A 19,100-nucleotide genomic window follows, 5' to 3' on the forward strand; every position below is an offset into this window, starting at 1 on the left:
AGCTCAACTGGTAGAGCAACTGACTTGTAATCAGTAGGTTGGGGGTTCAAGTCCTCTCGCCGGCACCATGTAATCCTGGAGGATTAGCGAAGTGGCCAAACGCATCAGACTGTAAATCTGCTCCCGTACGGGTTCGGTGGTTCGAATCCATCATCCTCCACCAGTTTTTAGGGGCATAGTTTAAAGGTAGAACAACGGTCTCCAAAACCGTTGGTGTGGGTTCAATTCCTGCTGCCCCTGCCAATTAACTTTTTAGAAATTAACCTTTTATGGCGGTCGTGGCGAAGTGGTTAACGCACCGGTTTGTGGATCCGGCATTCGGGGGTTCAATTCCCCTCGATCGCCCCTTTGTTTTTTCATTTTTTATTGGGGATTAGCCAAGCGGTAAGGCAACGGACTTTGACTCCGTCATGCATAGGTTCAAATCCTATATCCCCAGCCATTATGCGGACGTGGCTCAGCGGTAGAGCATCGCCTTGCCAAGGCGAGGGTCGCGGGTTCGATTCCCGTCGTCCGCTCCAAAATATGGCGCCATAGCCAAGTGGTAAGGCACAGCTCTGCAAAAGCTTTATCCCCAGTTCGAATCTGGGTGGCGCCTCCAGCATATGCCGGCGTGGCGGAATGGCAGACGCGCTCGACTCAAAATCGAGTGGGAAACCGTGGAGGTTCGAGTCCTCTCGCCGGTATATTGAATAGCCCTACATGTTGCTTATGCAATGTGTAGGGCTATTTTTATTTTATATAAATTGATTTTTTGTATTGTAAGGATAGTTGGACGTTAATAAAGATTGACGTATGATTATATTCAGTATATTGTAGATAAGTAAAGTCTTTAATGTAGAGGAGTGAAGCAGAGTGACTAATGGAAAAAATCTATCGGATACCGATCTGTTATTTAACCTTTCTGTGTGGGAAGAGGCATGGAAGAATCGTCCGAGAAGTTCAAAATATAAGAAGAAAAGCGTCCCCTCTAATACAGAAGAAGCATTTGAGCGGTGGGCCAGAGATTATCATGCACAGTCGTTCACCGAAGAAGGAAAGCAGCGTTCTGAACGCATTATGGGCTGGATTGAAAACCAGGGTGTGGAATTCGCAGGGTTATCCATTTTGGACATTGGAGCCGCTTCAGGCATATTTACCATTCCTTTTGCAGAAAAGGGGGCAAGTGTGACCGCAGTTGAGCCTTCTGAGTTGCTTGTCTCCCTTATGAAAGAGACGATACCTTCAGCTCTGGAATCCAAAATCGAAATCGTAAACGAACGATATGAGGAAATCTCTATTCAGGATAAAGGCTGGGAGAAGAAATATGACTTTGCATTTGCATCCATGTGTCCAGCGATGTCGGATTGGGAAACGATTGAGCAGGCGATCAATTGTGCCCGGAAGTATGTGTATATAAGTACTATGGCGGGACAGAAGGAACACACACTAATGGATGAACTTAAGGATGTACTGGGTGTAACTTCTTCACACAAGGTCGGTGATATGGGGTATATCCAACAGTTGCTGTATTTGAAGGGTTATTCTTATACGATGATCATTACGAGAGAAGTTAACTCATTGGAAGTACCGGTGGAAGAGATTATCGAGCAGCTGCCAGAATGGCTTAATACGTATGAGTTACCATCGGATGAAGATTCTCTCAGACTGGCTGAGAAGTACATTCGGGATACGTACAGTGATAGTACGGTGACCTTCTCACGTGGAGCAAGGTTTGGTAAAATTCTAATTCAACTTGAACAGCCAAATATGAAAACAGTTCGCACTAAGGATAAGCGATAAATCGCATAAGCTTGTTACGTGACAGGAGCAGGAATCGGGACGGACAACGTAGTCTAACGTCTGAGATGACGCTAGCAAGCATTACACCGCCACCACAAGAAGATGCACGTGTGGAACATTATGAAGTTAAGATTGCAGAAGTGAAGTTGTAAGTGAAGGGAGCAGGTTATGTGCTCCCTCTTTTTATAAGCCACTAATTCATCGACCGCTTTGAACCAGACCCTCGTTTATTTAGAGATGTTCGAGACAACGAAAAACAAAACACATATCTGGTTTTCAGAGAATGATCTCTGAAGCATATTCCCTGAAATTTCAGTTGGTGAGCACTCGACGGATAATCAAGTTGTCAGAGGTCCGAGCCCTGTTTGGAGAGCCATATTGATAGGTATCCGAGTTGGCCGAAGGAGTACGACTTACTATCGTGCTCCTTGTCTAATTTCTGTTCGACACTTCTGCTTTCTGCTTACGCTCCCGATACTGGCCGGGGGTGATTCCTTCCCATTTACGGAATGATCGGATAAAGTTTTGCGGATTGTTGTACCGAAGTCGTGCTGCGATATCTTTAACGGTTAGATCACTTTCGTCCAGCCATTTTTTAGCGATATTAAATCGGTACTTGGTCAGATATTCACTAAATGCACAGCCTGTCTCTTTGCGGAAAACACTACTTAAGTAGTTGGCATTGTAGTGAAGCTTCAAGGCACATTCCTCAAGCGTCAGATCCTTATCATAATCTTGATGAATCATGGCAATCATTTTCTCAGATATATGCTGATACTGGGCATACTGTCTTGCTTTAAAAACCTGAATGACGGGCAAGATGACTTGATGGTTAAACCACTCCTCAACTTCAGCAGCGTACTGCAAACCATGAAGTTCATGAAACATCGAGCCACGACCTTGGGAGATCTGTCCGAGTCGTATGCCGGATTCCTGAGTCATTTGCAAAATATGCGTGAGTAGCCTCGTAAGAGCCACCTCATACTCCTCCGGTGTAACCTCCATACCAAAGATCACTTCAAGCAGTTGTTTCAGAAGAGCAGAGGCCTGGACTTCGTCCGCATTTTGAATAGCTTGGATCAACGAATATTCCAATGATTCCGGGTAGATGATGGACCAAGTGGGAGTGTAATGATCTATGTTCTCATATTGAAAAATAATGCCTGTTCCCAGCTTCATCCGATGCCTTAGTGCTTCCATGGCTTCTGTGTAAGCTTGAGAGATGTGATATAGAGAGCTGTGCGGCTGGCTAAATCCTATACTGACTTGAAGAGCCAGAATCTTATCCATCTGTTGCTGTAACTGGTCTGTTAATACATATAGCTGCTGTGAAAAAATAAACTGATCCTGTTCCACGGTGCCAATCACCGTGACTACCGTATGTTCCAGCACAATGGGAAGCAATTGTTGGTTATGCACAACCGTTTCCTCCAATATATTTTGAATAGCGAATAATAAGAGGTCACGATCATTAGCTCTATATTTTGTATGATTAACAAGATCGGCCTGTAGTGTAATAACAGCAATTTGTTGCCATTCCCGAACCTGATGCGTGTAGCCATATTCATTCAGGGTGTCATGAAGAGTATGAACAGGGATCTTACCCTGGAACAGATTCATCATAAAATGATTGCGAATCTGCAATAGATGCACATTAAGTGTGTTCTCTAATTGGGAGCAAGAGGCAGATAATTGTGAGACCCCTGCTCTGATCTGTTCGAACTCATCAGAAAATGGTGGTGATTGCTGAGCTAATGTGTTTCCTTCTTTGGACAGGTGGTTGTCACCAAGTTGGGTTAAAAGTTTACGAATCGGGACATGCATTCGCTTGGAGCCGAGCCAGGCGAGTAATAATGAAAGTAAAAGTAAGAAGATACTGATATACAAGGTGTGTAATCCGATATCGATATATTCTTGTGTCAGAATATTGGTAGGTGAGATTAGCACATAAGTCCATCCTTTTAAGGTAGAAGGGCTATATGTCAGGGAATAATGTGTATTGGCGATCTTAACTTCCCGTTTTTCAAAGCCTGTTGAAAATGTAATGGGTGATAGTTTGGTTATGTTGGCTTCCGTATCCCGATCCTGTAATCCAATGGCAGACAACGGTTGTCCAATGTATACAGGATCGGGATGGACCAAGATACGTTGTTCCCGATTCAAAATGATCAGTCCTGAGGCAGCATTACCTAAGGAGGCTTCTCCTAGTGTATTTTGCAAAGAGCATGCAGGAATTCCCGCAATCAGGGCAGCATTGGAAGACGTATTCAGATTCGGAATAGACCTCGCTAGGGCAATATGATAAATACAGCCTGTACCGGGTGAACGCTCATCATTACTGAACACCGATGAAGGGGAGAGCTGCCATCCAGAGGTTAACGTATCCGATATCAATTCCTTCATGGGAAGAGCCAGTGGAAAATCCGTATTACGATATAATCCGGCATGATCAATAAGCCAATTCTGAGATTGATTCACCAGAGTAATATCCAGCAAAGGTTCCCATGACCTCATATTCTGAAATTCGCTCTGTAGTTTGTCTGCAAGTAAAGGTCCTTTCCCTTCTTGTGAAGAAGAAGCAGACAGGGAACGAAGGGTTACTGGAGAGCGAACGGCCTGATCAAGCATATAACTGACTGTAGCGAGTTTGTGTTCTACGTTGGATTGCATTTGTTCCAGCAACTGTCTGTTGGCCTGCGTACGATGCAACTCTGTTTGGTTTGATGAATAGATAAATGCGGCAATTCCCGTTAACAAAATGGGCAGGGTGCTTAACAGGATTCCGAAGATGATCATTTTATGGAGATAGCTGATTGGTCGCACAGTTTCAGTTCCACCCCTGACATTAGAAATAGTAACACTTTCTATTTTAGTAAACGCTTACATATAGAACAATCTAAATTTTGTTTATTTGGATAAATAAGTAATTTTATGAGAGGGTATAGGAGCAGAGATAAGGGATTGCTGATAGATGAACTTGCAGAAAAGGCTAGAGAAACGGCTTGGACTGACTATCCAATACGGAATCATGAGAAACGAAATTGCAGTGTGAACGTAAATAGAGACATGGACATCATTCTCTCTACAGGTCGATATCGGCTAAAGGGTAGCCTGAATACGGGTAATAGAAGGTATCTGGAGTGCTATTCAGCTTAAGTGGAACGTTGGTCTTATATAAGGACAGTCAAAGGTCCAACTAGATCCCCGACCTGAGTCTAGGATGAAAAACCGTCCACGGTCTGTTTTGAAAAGTCGCGGAATCCCCTAGAATAAGGACATAAGGTTAAACAAGAAACACGGAAACAAAAAAACAAGAAACAAACGAACAAATGACTCAACACATTAAAAGGAACGAATGGAAAGGGCGGTGAACAACAATTATGAGATTGAATAAGGGAAATGGCTGGGCGATTGTATTGATTGCGCTGGGTGCACTACTCCTCTTCGGAAAGTTAACTCCACTTCTTGGACACTTAATGGGTTATCTGATTCCGGTCCTGATGATTGCACTGGGATACTACGGAGTTAAACGAGGGAATGTGATGCTTGGCTGGATTGTTCTCATCATCGGTATCATCTCACTGATGGGTAAACTGGCATGGTTGATCGGACCGATCATCGCGATCGGGTTAATCATCTTTGGTATCTCAATGCTAAGCAATAACCGCAGTCGTCGTGGTCGGTACTAAGCTTTCACGATTATGAAAAGGAGGGACAGAACATAATGAGTGTATTTCGTCGAATGCGGGATATTACCGTAGCCAATCTGAACGAACATTTGGAGCAAAGTCAGGATCCAGTAAAACTGATTGATCAGTTCCTGGTCTCGACCCGCCAAGACATCGGTGAAGCCGAGAAACTTCGTCATCAATACGCAAGCCATACCAGACAAATGAAACAACAAGCCGATCAGGCAGCAGGTATGGTTAACAAACGGGAAGAACAGGCTTCCATGGCTCTGAAAGCAGGCGAAGAGCATCTCGCTAAGCTGGCCTTGCAGGAGAAAATCCTCCACGAGGAAAAAATGGAACAATACAATGAATTGTATGCACAAAGTTATGCGGCATTACAGGAGCTGGATGAACAGATCGACCAGCTGAAGGTCGAATATCAGAATGTATACAGCAAACGTCAATATTACTACGCTCGTATGCAGACGATTCAGTTACAGCAACGTATGAACCAGAGAGGCAATCACAACGGTCAGAATGTACCCCGTATGTTTAACCGACTGGATGATCAAGTCTCTGATCTCGAATATGAAGCACAAAGTCTCCGCGATATCCGGCGGATGAATCAAGATGGTTCAGGAGTGACTGGCAGCATGTCATCCTCTACGCTGGATAAGGAACTGGAACGCTTAAGACAGAAATTGAACAATGACAGAAAGGAGTAGTCACATGAGTAAATTATACCGCTCGGCGCGTAATCGAATGCTAACAGGTTTGATCGGCGGCATTTCTGAAAATCTCGGATTGAGTACCACGCTGCTACGTATCATCTTCTTCATCAGTATTTTCGCTACGGGAGGTACATCATTGTTGATCTACTTCATCGCTGCGTTGGTGGTACCAAAGGAATCCAATCACGTTGATCCATATGCTTATGATTCCAACGTAAGAGGATACAAGTAAACGAAAGGAGCAAGCACATGAGCAAATTATACCGCTCAACGCGTGACCGGATGTTAACCGGCTTGTGCGGCGGAATTTCCGAAACCATCGGAATGGATTCCACCCTGCTGCGTATCATCTTTGTTATCAGTATCTTCGTAACTGGCGGCACGTCGTTGTTAATATACTTTATTGCAGCACTGGTGGTACCAAAAGAACCGTATCCGCCTTATGATCCATATGGCTACGGTCCGGGCCAAGGCCCTGGTCCTGGCAGAGGATACGACAATTACGATCATCAGCCACCAAGAGGTCCTTTTCAAAATAATCACAACCAACAAGGTCCTGGTAACTTCGGTCCTGGCCCTGGATTCAACGGCAGACCTCAATCTGGTCCCCGTTCTTATGACAACAACGCCTACGGAGCAGGAGCACCGCAAGAAAGTGAACTTGATTCCATGATGAAAGATATCGAGAAAAAAGCACTGAAAAAAGAAGTTGAAGAGCTTCGCCAAAAATTATCTCGTTACGAGAAGGGAGAAAAGTAAAATGGGAGTATTTAAACGGATTAAGGATATGACGAAAGCATCGGTAAATGATATGTTGGATAAAGTAGAGGACCCAATTGTAATGTTGAACCAGTACTTGCGTGATATGGAGGCTGAGATTCATGAGGCAGAGGTAACTGTTGCCAAACAAATGGCAAATGAGCGTCGCATGAAACAACGTTTGGATGAAGCGGAGCGTACTTCGGTACAACGTGAGTCCCAAGCAGAAGCTGCTCTGTCTAACGGTCAGGAAGAAGTGGCACGCAAGTTGTTGGAAGAGAAAATCTACTTTGATCAAAAAATTACGGAGTACAGCGAACTGCATGCACAGTCCGAAGCACAAGCAAAAGATCTGTTGCAACAGTTGCATGATATGAAAGATGAGTTCTACAAAATGCGTAACAAGCGTAATGAACTTGTATCCCGTGCACAAATGGCAAAAGCCAAAAAACAAATGTCTTCCATCAACAGCTTGCATTCGATTGAAAGTGGCGGCGCATCACTTGGATTCCACCGCATGGAAGAGAAAATCATGCAGCTGGAAGCTGAAGCTGACGTAGCTCGTGCACCTTATCGCAACACATCATCCACGTACACGAATCCTGTAGATGTGGAAAAACAGTTCAAAGTGGATCAGCAATTACAAGCCCTCAAAAACAAAATGGGCAATGGTTCCAAGAATGAAGCGAACGGAACTTCAAAAGAATAACTGTTCGCTTAGTGGACAATATGATATTCTATAAATCGTGTATAATGTACGATTGGTAGAACAAAAGTTAAGCCATACAGGACTTCATTGCCTGGTATGGCTTTTCCGTTGAATAAAGAGAGATTAACTTACAGAGGAGGTGCGGCGGGGATGAATCAAAAGAGTAAATGGCTTGCAGTTGTCATTATGATTATTGGCACAATGATGTTATTGAATGAGAATATTAACTTCCTGACCGCTGCCGCACTGATTCTGTTAACGGTTGGAATGCTTCAAGTCCGCAAAGGGGATACCCGCAAAGGTCATCGGTATCTTGGCATTGGTGCGGCACTGTTATTGCTGGATAATTTAATGATTGTATTCTTGATTGTACTGGCTTCTTTAGCTTACTTTTATTCAAAAAACAAAAAGATTCATCTGGACGAAGGTGTTATGAAGAAACAGAATTTCATGGCTCGGTACTACTGGGATCAATCATCATGGACGTTACGTAGTATGAGTCTGTGGCATGCCATAGGTGAGGTTAACGCCGATCTATCTCTTTCGATTCCGGAGGAGAAACAAACAATTGTGCTGCTGCAAGGAGTTATGGGTAATGTTCGCCTTACGCTACCAGAAGATTATGGTGTGGAGATTGAAGCATCGGTTCTTTTCGGCCGGATTAATCTTCTTGGAGAACAAGATAGCGGCATGATGAACAAATTAGTATGGAGAACGCCTGGATATGAATCCAGTGAACATAAAGCAAAATTTGTCATTTCTTATATTGTTGGCGACCTAAACATCAGTAATCCGTAGTAAAATAGATGAAGAGAAGGAGGAGACCCCGATGAAGACAAAACGACATACCGACATGGTAACCCGAAGTATGGGTGAAGGGATCCTCCTGGTTTTCATTGTGCTCGCAGTTATTTTGTATGTATTGTATACATATGGTTATCTTGCTCCGTTTACAGGCTGGCGGCATCTGATTCAATCGGGTCTGGCCTTATTGCTGCTTCTGATTGGGATTGGTGCGGTCTTTGGGTTCTATCAGAGTTACCGGGTTAAACGCCGGCTTGAACTGCTGCGGGAAACACTTCTACTGTGGGAGAAGGGCTCTCTATCACGCACTGTACCTGATCTGGGCGATGATGATGTGGGCCGTTTAAGTGAGCAACTCGGACGAATCGGCAAAAAGTGGGAAGATCAGATATCTTCGCTCCAGCGATTGTCTACTCATAATGCACAGCTTGCTGAACAAGCCAGAATTACGGCTATTGTGGAAGAGCGGCAACGTTTGGCACGGGAACTGCATGATGCGGTATCGCAGCAATTGTTCGCGATATCCATGACAGCAACAGCCGTTGGACGGAAGATGGAGAAGGATTTTGAACGTGCTCAGCGGCAGGTGGCTTTGATTGAGGAGATGGCTTCGGTAGCCCAGTCCGAGATGCGTGCGTTACTGTTGCACCTGCGGCCAGTCTATCTGGAGGGTAAACATCTCGAACAAGGTCTGCGTGATCTAGTGATGGAACTGAAAACGAAAGTACCCATGGACATTGTGTTCGAAATGGACGAAGACATTGATCTGATCAAAGGTATCGAGAATCATCTGTTTCGAATCGTTCAGGAGGCTATGTCCAATACGTTACGGCATGCAAAAGCGGAAAAAATGGAGATACGGATCCAGCGTCGTACTGATGCGATCCGGGTATTGATTCGTGATGATGGGCAAGGCTTCGATCTGGATGAGAATAAACAAGCTTCCTACGGTCTGGCTAACATGCGTGAACGTGTTACGGAGATTGGCGGGGCCATACAATTTGTAACAGCGCCTGGTAAGGGAACGCGGATTGAGATTACGATACCTTTGATGAACGATGAAAGCGAGGAAGAACATGTCAATGGAACCGGAAGTCGAAACGGAGACGGAAACGTCGATCAAAGTATTGCTCGTGGATGATCATGAGATGGTACGTATTGGTCTTGCAGCGGTACTGGATACCGAAGATGGAATTGAAGTTGTTGGTGAAGCAGGTAGTGGAGAGGAAGGCATTCGGCTCGCACAGGAATATAAGCCTGATGTTGTTCTGATGGACCTGGTTATGGAAGGAATGGATGGCATTGAGGCTACTCGTCAGGTACTTAAAATGTATCCGGAGTGCAAAGTCATTGTATTGACCAGTTACCTGGATGATGAAAAAATGTATCCTGTCATTGAAGCAGGCGCATTCAGTTATCTGTTGAAAACATCAAGAGCCAACGAAGTGGCAGATGCGATTCGCGCAGCAGCTCGCGGGCAATCCGTTCTGGAGTCACAGGTGGCTTCGAAAATGATGAATCGCTTCCGGCAGCCACAGGCAGCAGCTCCTTTGCATGATGAACTAACAGACCGTGAAATGGATGTTCTCCGGTTGCTCGCCAAAGGTAAATCGAATCAGGACATCGCTGATGATCTGATCATCGGCATTAAGACAGTCAAATTCCATGTTACAAACCTACTGGAAAAATTAGGCGTGGACGACCGTACACAGGCCGCGATCTATGCTTATAAAAATGGACTTGCAGAGTAATAACAAGAACTATATGCAATAACATCATTAAGCCAAAGAACCGTGCATTAATGTACGTAAGTTATAGATAAGAGATGATTTATATATAAGTGCGTGTTCAAAAAGGTCGGTTTTCAGTACCAAGAAGATGGGATAAAGCTAGAAATGGAGTAGCGGAGCGTAGATCGAGCTACGTGAGCAACCGCAATGTTTCCGAAGGAAACATTCTTCGTAAGCCCCACTTATTTCGGCTGAATTCCATATTCGATGTTGATGATGCCGCTAGGCACCCTTCGTAATCAAAAGCGGACTTTTTGAACAACCTCTATAAGTATGAATTGAAAGCTCCGATCTGCCATGCAAGTGGCGGGTGGGGCTTTTTTTGATGGGTTCAGGAGAAGTATAGCTAATGCGGCCAAGGGGCATGCTGTTGATAGATTCATAGAATGCAAGAAAGAAGCGGGGGATTCAAATGTTAAATCGTTGGATGACAGCAGGTATCTTGGCAATAGCAATCATTATTCTTATCGGTGTGACACAGGTATATGCAGAGAAGAACGAATCCAAAGCTGCCCAACTGGAACAGTTAATCTATACTGCTGACAGTGTGATTGATAATGTGGATCGTCTAGTTATTAAATGGCAAGGAGAAGGTAACGGAGATGCACAAGCGCAGGCCGTGTTACTGGCAAGTCACTTGGGACTTGAACCACCGATGCAGGTACGTCAGACCGGCCACGATGTGTACCGTAGTGAGTTGGTTGTAGGTGCAGCTAATGGTGGCGTAGGCATGTTGGTCAATGTCGTCGAGACAGGAGATAACGGCTACTACGCCATCGTACAACTTTCAGGGGATGCACACACGGATCGGAAGGCATTAATGACATTACATGAAGAGGTCGATCAATTGCTTGTAGACTCAGGGATGAAGGCAAGCTGGAATATGTCTGTGCAAGGTACAGCAGTTAGTGCTACTGAACATGATGCGAGTCAGCAACTGGAACTGATCGAAGAACAGCTGTCCACAAAGGTGGATATCGCCTCCGTCGAACGTTATACAGATGCAGGCACTGCAAGTGTCTCTTATAAGGCGGCTGAGCTGCCCCTATCGATCAAGAGTGGCTCGCACATGTTGAATATGCAACTTGCAGTTCACCAGGTTGGAGACGAGGTCGATAATCGAATTACAGTGGGGTTTCCGGTGATTACGATTGAATATTAGCATACATTCAGTTGATATGCTAAAATGGCATCACATCCAAGAAGGAACTTGCTGGTAATTGACAGTTGTATGTCGTGCATATATAACACCATTACATAGCTCGGGGAGAGCGTGAAGGTTATCTTCCCGGAAGAAAGAGGAGCCCATGGTTGAAAAACAATTGCAAGATGAAGTACAGACACCAGGCGCAGTATTTTTCATTTTTGGAGCAACGGGTGATTTGGCCCGCCGGAAGCTGTTTCCGGCTATCTACAGTCTTTACCGTGAAGGCAAGCTTGCCGAAGACTTTGCGGTTATTGGCGTAGCACGTCGTCCGAGGTCCCCAGAAGAATTCCGGGAAGACATCTATGCATCCATTAAAGAGTTCTGCCGTTATCCAGCGGGGGAACCCGATGAGTGGAACGCTTTTGTCGATCATTTTGAATACAAAGCACTGGATATCAACAATGTAGAAGGATTCAAAGAGCTGCGTACGCAGACGGAGCATCTGGAATCAAAGTTTAACACGCCGGGGAACCGGCTGTTCTATCTGGCACTGGCACCTGAGCTGTTTGGCAGTGTCTCGTACAGTTTGCGGGACGGCGGTATGTTGGAAAGTCAGGGGTGGAACCGTTTGGTGATCGAAAAACCATTTGGTTATGATCTGCAATCCGCCGAACATCTAAATGAGCAGATTCGTGAGGTGTTCCGTGAAGAGGAAATCTATCGGATTGACCATTATCTGGGCAAGGAAATGGTGCAAAATATCGAAGTGATCCGCTTCGGAAATGCTTTTTTTGAACCGCTCTGGAACAACAAACATATTGCCAACGTTCAGATTACGCTTGGTGAGACCGTAGGCGTGGAAGAACGTGGTGGTTATTATGATCACTCCGGTGCGCTGCGTGACATGGGGCAGAATCATATGCTTCAGATGCTGACGATGATTGCGATGGAACCGCCGAGTCGCCTATTCCCGGAAGACATTCGGGATGAGAAGGTGAAGGTATTACGTTCATTGCGGGCCTTTACTTCGGATGAGGAAGTGAGCAACAATGTCGTGCGGGGACAGTATTCCGAAGGGGAATACCGTGGCAAGCAGCTTCCGGGGTATCGCCAGGAAGACAAGGTTGATCCGCAGTCGAATACGGAAACTTATTTTGCAGCACGTGTATTCGTGGATAATTTCCGCTGGGCAGGTGTTCCATTCTACATTCGGACAGGCAAGCGTCTTCCGGTGAAAACAACCGAGATCGTAGTTGAGTTCAAGTCGATGCCAAACAACGTGTACCTTGGGAAAAAGTATAAATTGGAACCGAATCTGCTAGTCATTCGGGTGAATCCGATGGAAGGCATATATATCAAAATTAATGCCAAGAAACCAGGCTCTGATTCCGAGATTCAGCCACTTGCAATGGATTTCTGTCAGAGCTGCATGATTGGAATTAACTCGCCTGAAGCGTATGAACGTCTGCTGCACGATGCAGCAGAGGGGGATTCCACGTACTTTACCCGTTGGGATGAAGTGGCAACAGCCTGGTCTTTTGTGGATCGGATTGCAGCAGCCTGGGGACAGAATCAGGGAGAACTTCATACGTACCCTGCTGGAACTTGGGGACCAGAAGCAACAGATAAGCTGCTGGAGCAGGACGGATTCCACTGGTGGCCGGTAAATGGTCAGGACGAGGACAGCGTGATCTGGCAAGTCAACAATTAACGCTATTCATTTATAAAATGAAATGATTAAGGGGCTTGGAAAGAACGCGGCTGAAGCGAACTTTCTGGGCTTCTTTTTTTATGGAAAAAAGAGTTTAAAAGTTTTCAGCGGAGCTGAATATTAGATTATGGTAAGAGATACATCAGCTAAACGCGGTCTGTCTTTTGTAAAGTACGTCGATACGTTTTTCTTATGGGGAAAGACTGAGGAGAACACGATAATAAAAATATTTAAAATAAGTTGTTGACAAAAAGTAAGTATATAACTTATACTCAACACAAGAGATAAAGAGTTACGCAAATGACCAACTTAACCCGATGAACTACTCGGATAAGTGCACGATTCATGAGATGAAATGTGAAACAGGTGAAGGGGTTTCAACACGATATCATGGAGAAAAAAATTTAGCATAATATCTTTAATCTAAGAATACTATTTTGTATATATCGAATGGAGGAAAAAGAAAATGATGTTGGACTTAGGGTTGTTGTTGATTCGTTTGGTGATTGGATTGTCGTTCATGGCGCACGGGGCTCAAAAGCTGTTTGGTTGGTTCGGAGGTTACGGAATCAAGGGTACAGGCGGTTGGTTTGAGTCGATGGGCATGAAGCCCGGTGCATTGGTGGCGTTACTGGCTGGACTCGCGGAATTTGGTGGCGGATTGTTGCTGGCTCTAGGTCTGCTCACACCGGTAGGTGGCATTCTGATTGCATTGACAATGGTTATTGCAATTGTGAAAGTCCATGGAGCGAACGGATACTGGTCCACACAGAACGGATTCGAATATAATCTCGCGATTCTGGTGATTGGTGTAGCGCTGGCACTGACGGGTGGCGGACAATACGCGCTGGATGCTTTGATTTTCTAAAACCGATAAATAAAAATGAATGAGGAGTGCCTGGATGCCATGGAAATGGCTGAAGGGTGCTTTTTTTTGCAAGTGAAAAGAGAAGAATCTGCTGTAGTAATCGGTTATTTTCGGTACAGATTATGGTACAATAGGAGAGTTGGGTTAAGAAGCAGTTCACGGTATACATGAAAGCACAGATTTGAGGAGGATGAACTCCATTGTAAATGTGTAAAATTAATCTAGTGTGTAAATACCTAGTACGTAAAAACTCGTGTACAATCAACCGGCCTCGCCGGATTGCATAAAGATTGAATGATGGACCGGCCATGCCGGATTAACGTGAATGAACGGACGAAAGGGATTAAACCTATGAGCAAAGCTGCAAATGAAATTCTTCAACAGGAAGTGGACAAACGCCGGACGTTTGCCATTATCTCTCACCCGGATGCGGGTAAAACTACATTGACCGAGAAACTGTTGCTGTTCGGGGGCGCGATTCGCCTTGCGGGAACGGTAAAGGCTCGGAAAGCCAGCAAACACGCAACAAGTGACTGGATGGAAATTGAGAAACAACGGGGGATCTCGGTTACCTCTTCCGTAATGCAATTTGATTATCTGGATCATCGCGTCAACATTCTGGACACACCGGGTCACCAGGATTTCAGTGAAGATACGTATCGGACACTGACGGCTGCCGATAGCGCGGTAATGTTGATTGACGTGGCAAAAGGTGTCGAGGCACAAACGATCAAGTTGTTCCAGGTATGTGCGAAGCGTGGCATTCCAATTTTTACGTTCATCAACAAACTCGACCGTGAGGGTAAAAGCCCATTTGACCTGATGGAAGAACTTGAAAATGTACTGGGTATTCGTTCGGTTCCGATGAACTGGCCTATTGGTACAGGTCGCGAGCTGTGCGGTGTGTATGACCGGATGAAAAATCAGGTGGAATTGTTCCAAGGGGACGATCACTCGACGATTAAAGTACAAAAGGTAGACGGCTACAAAGATCCGATTATCCGTGAGATGGCTGGAGAATATCTGCATGATCAATTGTGTCAGGATCTGGAGTTGCTGGATATCGCAGGCGACCAATTCGACATGGAGAAAGTTCAGCGCGGTGAACTGACCCCTATTTTCTTCGGTAGTGCGATCAACAATTTCGGCGTACAGACCTTCTTGGAGAATTTCCTGGAACTGGCACCGAAGCCTGAACCACGTCGCAGTACGGCAGGAGAGATTCAGCCAACGAATGAGAAATTCAGCGGTTATGTGTTCAAGATTCAGGCAAACATGAACCCGGCACACCGGGATCGTATTGCGTTCCTGCGTATTGTGTCAGGCAAGTTCCAACGTGGAATGAGTGTGAAGCATACTCGTGTGGGCAAGGAAATCAAGCTGTCACAGCCACAGCAATTCCTGGCACAAGACCGGGATATCGTCGAAGAGGCATATGCTGGCGATATTATCGGTCTGTTCGATCCAGGTATCTTCCGGATTGGTGATTCATTGAGCCAAGGCAGCGAAGTTATTTTTGAGGAATTGCCAACGTTCTCACCAGAGATTTTCGCCAAAGTTACCGTGAAAAATGCATTGAAACATAAACAGTACCAAAAAGGAATTGATCAGTTGACGGAGGAAGGAACCATTCAGGTGTTCCAGACGGCAAGTTTCGACGAGACAATCCTCGGCGTAATTGGTCAACTACAGTTCGAGGTATTTGAATACCGGATGAAAGGCGAGTATGGGGTAGACGTACTATTACAACGCATGCCTTATCAGTTCGCTCGCTGGATCGTGGACGAGAATCTGGACCCAAGCAAATTCCGGATTAACTCTGCGCTTGTAAAAGATAAAAAAGGTAATTATGTGGTGCTCTTCGAAAATGAGTATGCAATGAGAACGGCTATGGATAAAAATCCTACAGCTCAATTCCTGGAGACTGCGCCTTAAGTGAAGACAGAAGTATTTCGTGGGAGTTGTTAAAGGTTAGTTAAACGTGACAAGTTCATGTGATGAGATAGAGCTTGTTAAAAATAAGATCCCTCCGCCGATTGGCGGAGGGATCTATTGCTATACACCTTACCTGGAGGCGGGTATGATCCAGCCGAATAAGGGAAAGCTTTCTTTTGCAGACAGAACAAACGTAATGATGGTTACCTTACCCTCCACTGCTTCGATTAGCTAAGCGGTTGGACGGGAATGGTGTGCAGATGCTCTTGCGCGATTTGAATCAGTTCTTCCTGCTTGGCAGGTTCTGTGTTCTTCCAGATCATCTCGAAAATGGCGCCAAGTCCAGGTAATGCAGCTTCCGGTCCATCTACCGAACCTTCAATCATCTCCCGGAGCTGATCATCACTCTTGTCATGAACTTTATGAACAATCGCTTCACGCAGGCTTAATGTAATGGGCATCGCAATTCCCTCCTCGTATATTCGGCTGCTCTAATACTGTTCCCTGTGAAGCGCGAGCGCATTCAAGTTTATCAGGCTTTGTGGTATACTACGAAGGATTATTTACGTTAGCATGGGTATCCGTAATGATGCGTCATGCTGAAGTGCAGCGGGAGGTTAAGACCCTAATGGCCAAGAAACAGTATGCCGTAATTGGCATGGGACGGTTCGGATCAAGTGTTGCCAATGCACTGAGTGGCATGGGATTTGACGTGCTGGCAATTGATGCGGACGAGCAGCGGACTCAGGAAATGTCCAATGTGGTGACCCATGCGGTATCGGCAGATTCAACAGATGAAGAAGCGCTGCGTGCGCTGGGCATACGGAATTTCGACGTTGTCGTTGTGGCGATTGGTGAAGATATTCAGGCGAGCATTCTGACAACCCTGATATTGAAAGATATGGGTGTACCGGTGCTGATCGTAAAAGCTCAAAATGAGCTTCATGGTAAGGTGCTGCAAAAGATTGGCGCAGACAAAGTCATCTATCCTGAGCGGGATATGGGACTGCGCGTAGCCCATCATCTGACCTCGCCTAATATACTGGATTACATCGAGTTATCTGAGGATTACAGCATTTTGGAGATGAGAGCCTCCGAGCAAATGATCGGCAAAAACCTGATGGAATTAAACATCCGGGCACGTTTTGGATGCAACGTCATGGCGATCCGCAGTGGGAACTCGATGAACATCTCGCCGTACGCGGAGGATCGGATCGAAGCTGGAGATGTGCTGATCATTGTGGGTCACAAGGATCATTTGACGAAAATGGAGCTTGCATATCCGAAGTGATGGATGCAGATGGGAAGGATGGAAAGATGGATATTATATCACCGCAAAATACACGTGTAAAAGAATGGGCACAGTTGCTGGAGAAAAAGCATCGTACCCGTCAACATAAATATATCATTGAGGGCATTCATCTGGTACAGGAAGCATTGTGCGCTGGAGCTGATCTGGAGTGTATCGTGTACGACGGAGAGCAAGGCGTACCGATTGAGCTTGCAGGGCTTGAAAACCCGCTTCAGCGTGTGGAGTGGGTCAGTGTATCTCCTGCGGTTATCGCCAAATGTACGGATACGATAACACCACAGCCTGTATTCGCAATTGTGCGTAAAGGCAGTGAGCCACTGGAAAGCCTGATCGCAGGAGCTCGTGGGCTTGTTGTTGTGCTGGATGGGGTGCAGGACCCAGGGAATGTGGGAACCATTATCCGTAGTGCAGATGCAGCGGGAGCAGCGGGTGTGGTACTTGGCGCGGGCTGTGCTGATGTGTATAACCCGAAGACGATTCGCTCGACGATGGGGTCATTGTTTCATTTGCCCATTGTGGAGGGCCAGTTGGAATCCTTGCTTCCCGAAGCAAAGGCTGCGGGCGTGAAGCTGGTCAGTACTTCTTTGCAGGCAGAGCATTCATGTTATAGTTATGATTTTACGCAGTCGGTATGGCTTGTGATTGGTAACGAAGGTAAAGGTATCTCAGACGCTACGGCACGTTTGGTAGATGATGCGATTACGATCCCGATGCAGGGACAGGCAGAGTCGCTCAACGCGGCGATGGCGGCAACGATTTTGCTGTTTGAGGCGATGAGACAGCGGATGTTTAACTAACTAATAATTTTCCTGTCCAATTTAAAATTAACTGTCCCTAACTAAAATTAACTTTCCCCAAACCACCAAAGGCTGGAACATGGTTGCCGCTTTTCCCAACCATTTGTCCAGTCTTTTTGTCTTTCTCTTTGAAGCACCACAGCAGGGATTTTCCATTCAAATCCCGAATAGGTGATATAGTTTGTATTTCTTAAGCTGATGGGCAGGTGTATAAATTGGAAATGAATAATGGAAAAGGAAAAACTCACCTTAGGGAATTTATGACTTGGGCTGGGGAAAAGGGCTGGGACATAATGACTAAATCCGGTTCGCAGCTACATTTAAACAACGGCATTACTTCAAGATATAAAGGACTTCCAGATGAATATTTGGAATTTCTAAATGTAGTTGAAAAATGCGTTGCACCGGATGAGCAAACCTGGTTTATTTGTGATGCTGAGTTCAACAATAGCACGGAGACCGCATTCCAATGGAATGAATTTGAAATGCTTAGTTTGGAGGCAGCAGAGGGTGATTCTATTTGGCAGTCAGAGATAACGGCTTGGTGGGATTATCACTTGCCGATCGTAATGTCTGTGGAGGATGGATATTCCTTCTATGCCATTGACTTAACAACCGACAGTGGAGCTATTGTCCGTGGATGTGAGCCTGAATTTGAAGAGGTTGAAAAGGTATCCGATTCGTTTGGAGAATTTCTGGCATGGATGATGTTGAATTCAGATTAGCGTAGCTAGGAAAGGTTGATGCTTAGTGATGGAAGGAAAATAGGTGAAGTCATCACTTTCGTAAACGAGGCCGGGGTAAGGCGTGTTTCCCTAATGCTGATTGCCCTTGTAATAATGTATTTGGACCTTGGTGAAATCTCAATTTGTATTATAGAAAAGATGTGTTTATCTTATGAAACGATATAAGAATTCTTAATTTATGATATAAAAATGGTTTATATAGCGTGATCTTAGTCTTATTTAAGTGTGTTCCAAGCATATTTTCTATATATAAAATAATTCTTTACTGTTCGTTCTAGAAATGATATGCTAACAGCAAGTTAGATCTAACTACTTTTTTTACACATTTAAGAACGATC

18 protein-coding genes and 7 tRNA genes are annotated in these 19,100 nt (G+C 45.1%); 23 read left to right on the plus strand and 2 right to left on the minus strand.

The window, feature by feature from the left end:
- Nucleotides 1-77: 77 nt before the first annotated feature.
- The 8 genes from D829_RS0128420 to D829_RS0128455 all read left to right on the plus strand — a co-directional run bounded on the left by D829_RS0128420 (nt 78) and on the right by D829_RS0128455 (nt 1,782).
- Nucleotides 78-163, plus strand: a tRNA-Tyr gene (locus D829_RS0128420).
- Between the two features lie 6 nt (nt 164-169).
- Nucleotides 170-243: transfer RNA gene (locus D829_RS0128425), tRNA-Trp, on the plus strand.
- Between the two features lie 29 nt (nt 244-272).
- Nucleotides 273-345, plus strand: a tRNA-His gene (locus tag D829_RS0128430).
- A gap of 22 nt (nt 346-367) precedes the next feature.
- A tRNA-Gln gene (locus tag D829_RS0128435) sits at nt 368-442 on the plus strand.
- Nucleotides 443-446: 4 nt separating this feature from the next.
- A tRNA-Gly gene (locus D829_RS0128440) sits at nt 447-521 on the plus strand.
- 6 nt (nt 522-527) lie between these two features.
- A tRNA-Cys gene (locus tag D829_RS0128445) sits at nt 528-601 on the plus strand.
- A gap of 6 nt (nt 602-607) precedes the next feature.
- Nucleotides 608-686 (plus strand) — tRNA-Leu (locus D829_RS0128450).
- 169 nt (nt 687-855) lie between these two features.
- Nucleotides 856-1,782 (plus strand): class I SAM-dependent methyltransferase, encoded by a 927-nt coding sequence (locus tag D829_RS0128455; RefSeq protein ID WP_017692309.1) that lies wholly within the window; start codon nt 856-858, stop codon nt 1,780-1,782.
- Between the two features lie 432 nt (nt 1,783-2,214).
- On the opposite strand, the gene D829_RS0128460 is transcribed toward D829_RS0128455, so the two are convergent.
- Nucleotides 2,215-4,605 carry a helix-turn-helix domain-containing protein gene (locus D829_RS0128460; RefSeq protein ID WP_017692310.1) on the minus strand — a complete coding sequence of 797 codons (2,391 nt, stop codon included), beginning with the start codon at nt 4,603-4,605 and terminating at the stop codon, nt 2,215-2,217.
- 557 nt (nt 4,606-5,162) lie between these two features.
- On the opposite strand from D829_RS0128460, the gene D829_RS0128465 reads away from it, so the two are divergent.
- The 12 genes from D829_RS0128465 to D829_RS0128520 all read left to right on the plus strand — a co-directional run bounded on the left by D829_RS0128465 (nt 5,163) and on the right by D829_RS0128520 (nt 15,907).
- The gene (locus tag D829_RS0128465; RefSeq protein WP_017692311.1) at nt 5,163-5,471 is read left to right on the plus strand and encodes a hypothetical protein; all 309 of its coding nucleotides are present in this window, start codon (nt 5,163-5,165) and stop codon (nt 5,469-5,471) included.
- Between the two features lie 35 nt (nt 5,472-5,506).
- Nucleotides 5,507-6,178 carry a PspA/IM30 family protein gene (locus D829_RS0128470; RefSeq protein ID WP_017692312.1) on the plus strand — a complete coding sequence of 224 codons (672 nt, stop codon included), beginning with the start codon at nt 5,507-5,509 and terminating at the stop codon, nt 6,176-6,178.
- A 4-nt stretch (nt 6,179-6,182) separates the two neighbouring features.
- Entirely contained in the window at nt 6,183-6,416 is a 234-nt protein-coding gene (locus D829_RS0128475) for a PspC domain-containing protein (RefSeq protein ID WP_017692313.1), read from the plus strand.
- 17 nt (nt 6,417-6,433) lie between these two features.
- Nucleotides 6,434-6,943 (plus strand): PspC domain-containing protein, encoded by a 510-nt coding sequence (locus D829_RS0128480; protein WP_017692314.1) that lies wholly within the window; start codon nt 6,434-6,436, stop codon nt 6,941-6,943.
- Nucleotide 6,944: 1 nt separating this feature from the next.
- Nucleotides 6,945-7,652: a PspA/IM30 family protein gene (locus D829_RS0128485; protein ID WP_017692315.1), complete on the plus strand. Its 708-nt coding sequence runs from the start codon at nt 6,945-6,947 to the stop codon at nt 7,650-7,652.
- 150 nt (nt 7,653-7,802) lie between these two features.
- Nucleotides 7,803-8,450, plus strand: a complete 648-nt coding sequence (gene liaF, locus D829_RS0128490; RefSeq protein ID WP_017692316.1) for a cell wall-active antibiotics response protein LiaF — start codon at nt 7,803-7,805, stop codon at nt 8,448-8,450.
- 31 nt (nt 8,451-8,481) lie between these two features.
- On the plus strand, nt 8,482-9,597 hold the full coding sequence (locus tag D829_RS0128495) for a sensor histidine kinase (protein WP_017692317.1): 1,116 nt from the start codon (nt 8,482-8,484) through the stop codon (nt 9,595-9,597).
- Nucleotides 9,539-10,207, plus strand: coding sequence for a response regulator transcription factor (locus D829_RS0128500; protein ID WP_017692318.1), 669 nt, complete (start codon nt 9,539-9,541; stop codon nt 10,205-10,207). The genes D829_RS0128495 and D829_RS0128500 overlap by 59 nt, the downstream gene beginning before the upstream one ends.
- A 451-nt stretch (nt 10,208-10,658) precedes the next feature.
- Nucleotides 10,659-11,408 carry a YwmB family TATA-box binding protein gene (locus tag D829_RS0128505; protein ID WP_017692319.1) on the plus strand — a complete coding sequence of 250 codons (750 nt, stop codon included), beginning with the start codon at nt 10,659-10,661 and terminating at the stop codon, nt 11,406-11,408.
- 145 nt (nt 11,409-11,553) lie between these two features.
- Nucleotides 11,554-13,104: a glucose-6-phosphate dehydrogenase gene (gene zwf, locus D829_RS0128510; protein ID WP_017692320.1), complete on the plus strand. Its 1,551-nt coding sequence runs from the start codon at nt 11,554-11,556 to the stop codon at nt 13,102-13,104.
- A 469-nt stretch (nt 13,105-13,573) separates the two neighbouring features.
- The gene (locus D829_RS0128515) at nt 13,574-13,972 is read left to right on the plus strand and encodes a DoxX family protein (protein ID WP_026081473.1); all 399 of its coding nucleotides are present in this window, start codon (nt 13,574-13,576) and stop codon (nt 13,970-13,972) included.
- A 351-nt stretch (nt 13,973-14,323) separates the two neighbouring features.
- Nucleotides 14,324-15,907: a peptide chain release factor 3 gene (locus tag D829_RS0128520; RefSeq protein WP_017692322.1), complete on the plus strand. Its 1,584-nt coding sequence runs from the start codon at nt 14,324-14,326 to the stop codon at nt 15,905-15,907.
- A 227-nt stretch (nt 15,908-16,134) separates the two neighbouring features.
- Here the strand turns inward: D829_RS0128520 and sspI are convergent, their stop codons facing one another.
- Nucleotides 16,135-16,368 (minus strand): small acid-soluble spore protein SspI, encoded by a 234-nt coding sequence (gene sspI / locus D829_RS0128525; protein ID WP_017692323.1) that lies wholly within the window; start codon nt 16,366-16,368, stop codon nt 16,135-16,137.
- 128 nt (nt 16,369-16,496) lie between these two features.
- Between sspI and D829_RS0128530 the strand changes: the two genes are divergently transcribed.
- The 3 genes from D829_RS0128530 (at nt 16,497) to D829_RS0128540 (ending at nt 18,741) form a co-directional block, all read left to right on the plus strand.
- Nucleotides 16,497-17,198 (plus strand): TrkA family potassium uptake protein, encoded by a 702-nt coding sequence (locus D829_RS0128530; RefSeq protein WP_076211287.1) that lies wholly within the window; start codon nt 16,497-16,499, stop codon nt 17,196-17,198.
- 26 nt (nt 17,199-17,224) lie between these two features.
- Nucleotides 17,225-18,016, plus strand: a complete 792-nt coding sequence (locus tag D829_RS0128535) for an RNA methyltransferase (protein ID WP_026081474.1) — start codon at nt 17,225-17,227, stop codon at nt 18,014-18,016.
- 221 nt (nt 18,017-18,237) lie between these two features.
- Nucleotides 18,238-18,741, plus strand: a complete 504-nt coding sequence (locus tag D829_RS0128540) for an SMI1/KNR4 family protein (RefSeq protein ID WP_017692326.1) — start codon at nt 18,238-18,240, stop codon at nt 18,739-18,741.
- The last annotated feature ends 359 nt before the right edge of the window (nt 18,742-19,100 follow it).

Source organism: Paenibacillus sp. PAMC 26794 (assembly GCF_000316035.1).
GTDB lineage: Bacteria > Bacillota > Bacilli > Paenibacillales > Paenibacillaceae > Paenibacillus.

Excerpts from the sequence above, each read along its gene's own strand:
- D829_RS0128465 (WP_017692311.1), top strand. The coding sequence starts at position 5,163 with ATGAGATTGAATAAGGGAAATGGCTGGGCGATTGTATTGATTGCGCTG.
- D829_RS0128470 (WP_017692312.1), top strand. The coding sequence starts at position 5,507 with ATGAGTGTATTTCGTCGAATGCGGGATATTACCGTAGCCAATCTGAAC.
- D829_RS0128475 (WP_017692313.1), top strand. The coding sequence starts at position 6,183 with ATGAGTAAATTATACCGCTCGGCGCGTAATCGAATGCTAACAGGTTTG.
- D829_RS0128480 (WP_017692314.1), top strand. The coding sequence starts at position 6,434 with ATGAGCAAATTATACCGCTCAACGCGTGACCGGATGTTAACCGGCTTG.
- D829_RS0128485 (WP_017692315.1), top strand. The coding sequence starts at position 6,945 with ATGGGAGTATTTAAACGGATTAAGGATATGACGAAAGCATCGGTAAAT.
- liaF (WP_017692316.1), top strand. The coding sequence starts at position 7,803 with ATGAATCAAAAGAGTAAATGGCTTGCAGTTGTCATTATGATTATTGGC.
- D829_RS0128495 (WP_017692317.1), top strand. The coding sequence starts at position 8,482 with ATGAAGACAAAACGACATACCGACATGGTAACCCGAAGTATGGGTGAA.
- D829_RS0128500 (WP_017692318.1), top strand. The coding sequence starts at position 9,539 with ATGGAACCGGAAGTCGAAACGGAGACGGAAACGTCGATCAAAGTATTG.
- D829_RS0128505 (WP_017692319.1), top strand. The coding sequence starts at position 10,659 with ATGTTAAATCGTTGGATGACAGCAGGTATCTTGGCAATAGCAATCATT.
- zwf (WP_017692320.1), top strand. The coding sequence starts at position 11,554 with ATGGTTGAAAAACAATTGCAAGATGAAGTACAGACACCAGGCGCAGTA.
- D829_RS0128515 (WP_026081473.1), top strand. The coding sequence starts at position 13,574 with ATGTTGGACTTAGGGTTGTTGTTGATTCGTTTGGTGATTGGATTGTCG.
- D829_RS0128520 (WP_017692322.1), top strand. The coding sequence starts at position 14,324 with ATGAGCAAAGCTGCAAATGAAATTCTTCAACAGGAAGTGGACAAACGC.
- sspI (WP_017692323.1), bottom strand. The coding sequence starts at position 16,368 with ATGCCCATTACATTAAGCCTGCGTGAAGCGATTGTTCATAAAGTTCAT.
- D829_RS0128530 (WP_076211287.1), top strand. The coding sequence starts at position 16,497 with ATGCGTCATGCTGAAGTGCAGCGGGAGGTTAAGACCCTAATGGCCAAG.
- D829_RS0128535 (WP_026081474.1), top strand. The coding sequence starts at position 17,225 with ATGGATATTATATCACCGCAAAATACACGTGTAAAAGAATGGGCACAG.
- D829_RS0128540 (WP_017692326.1), top strand. The coding sequence starts at position 18,238 with ATGAATAATGGAAAAGGAAAAACTCACCTTAGGGAATTTATGACTTGG.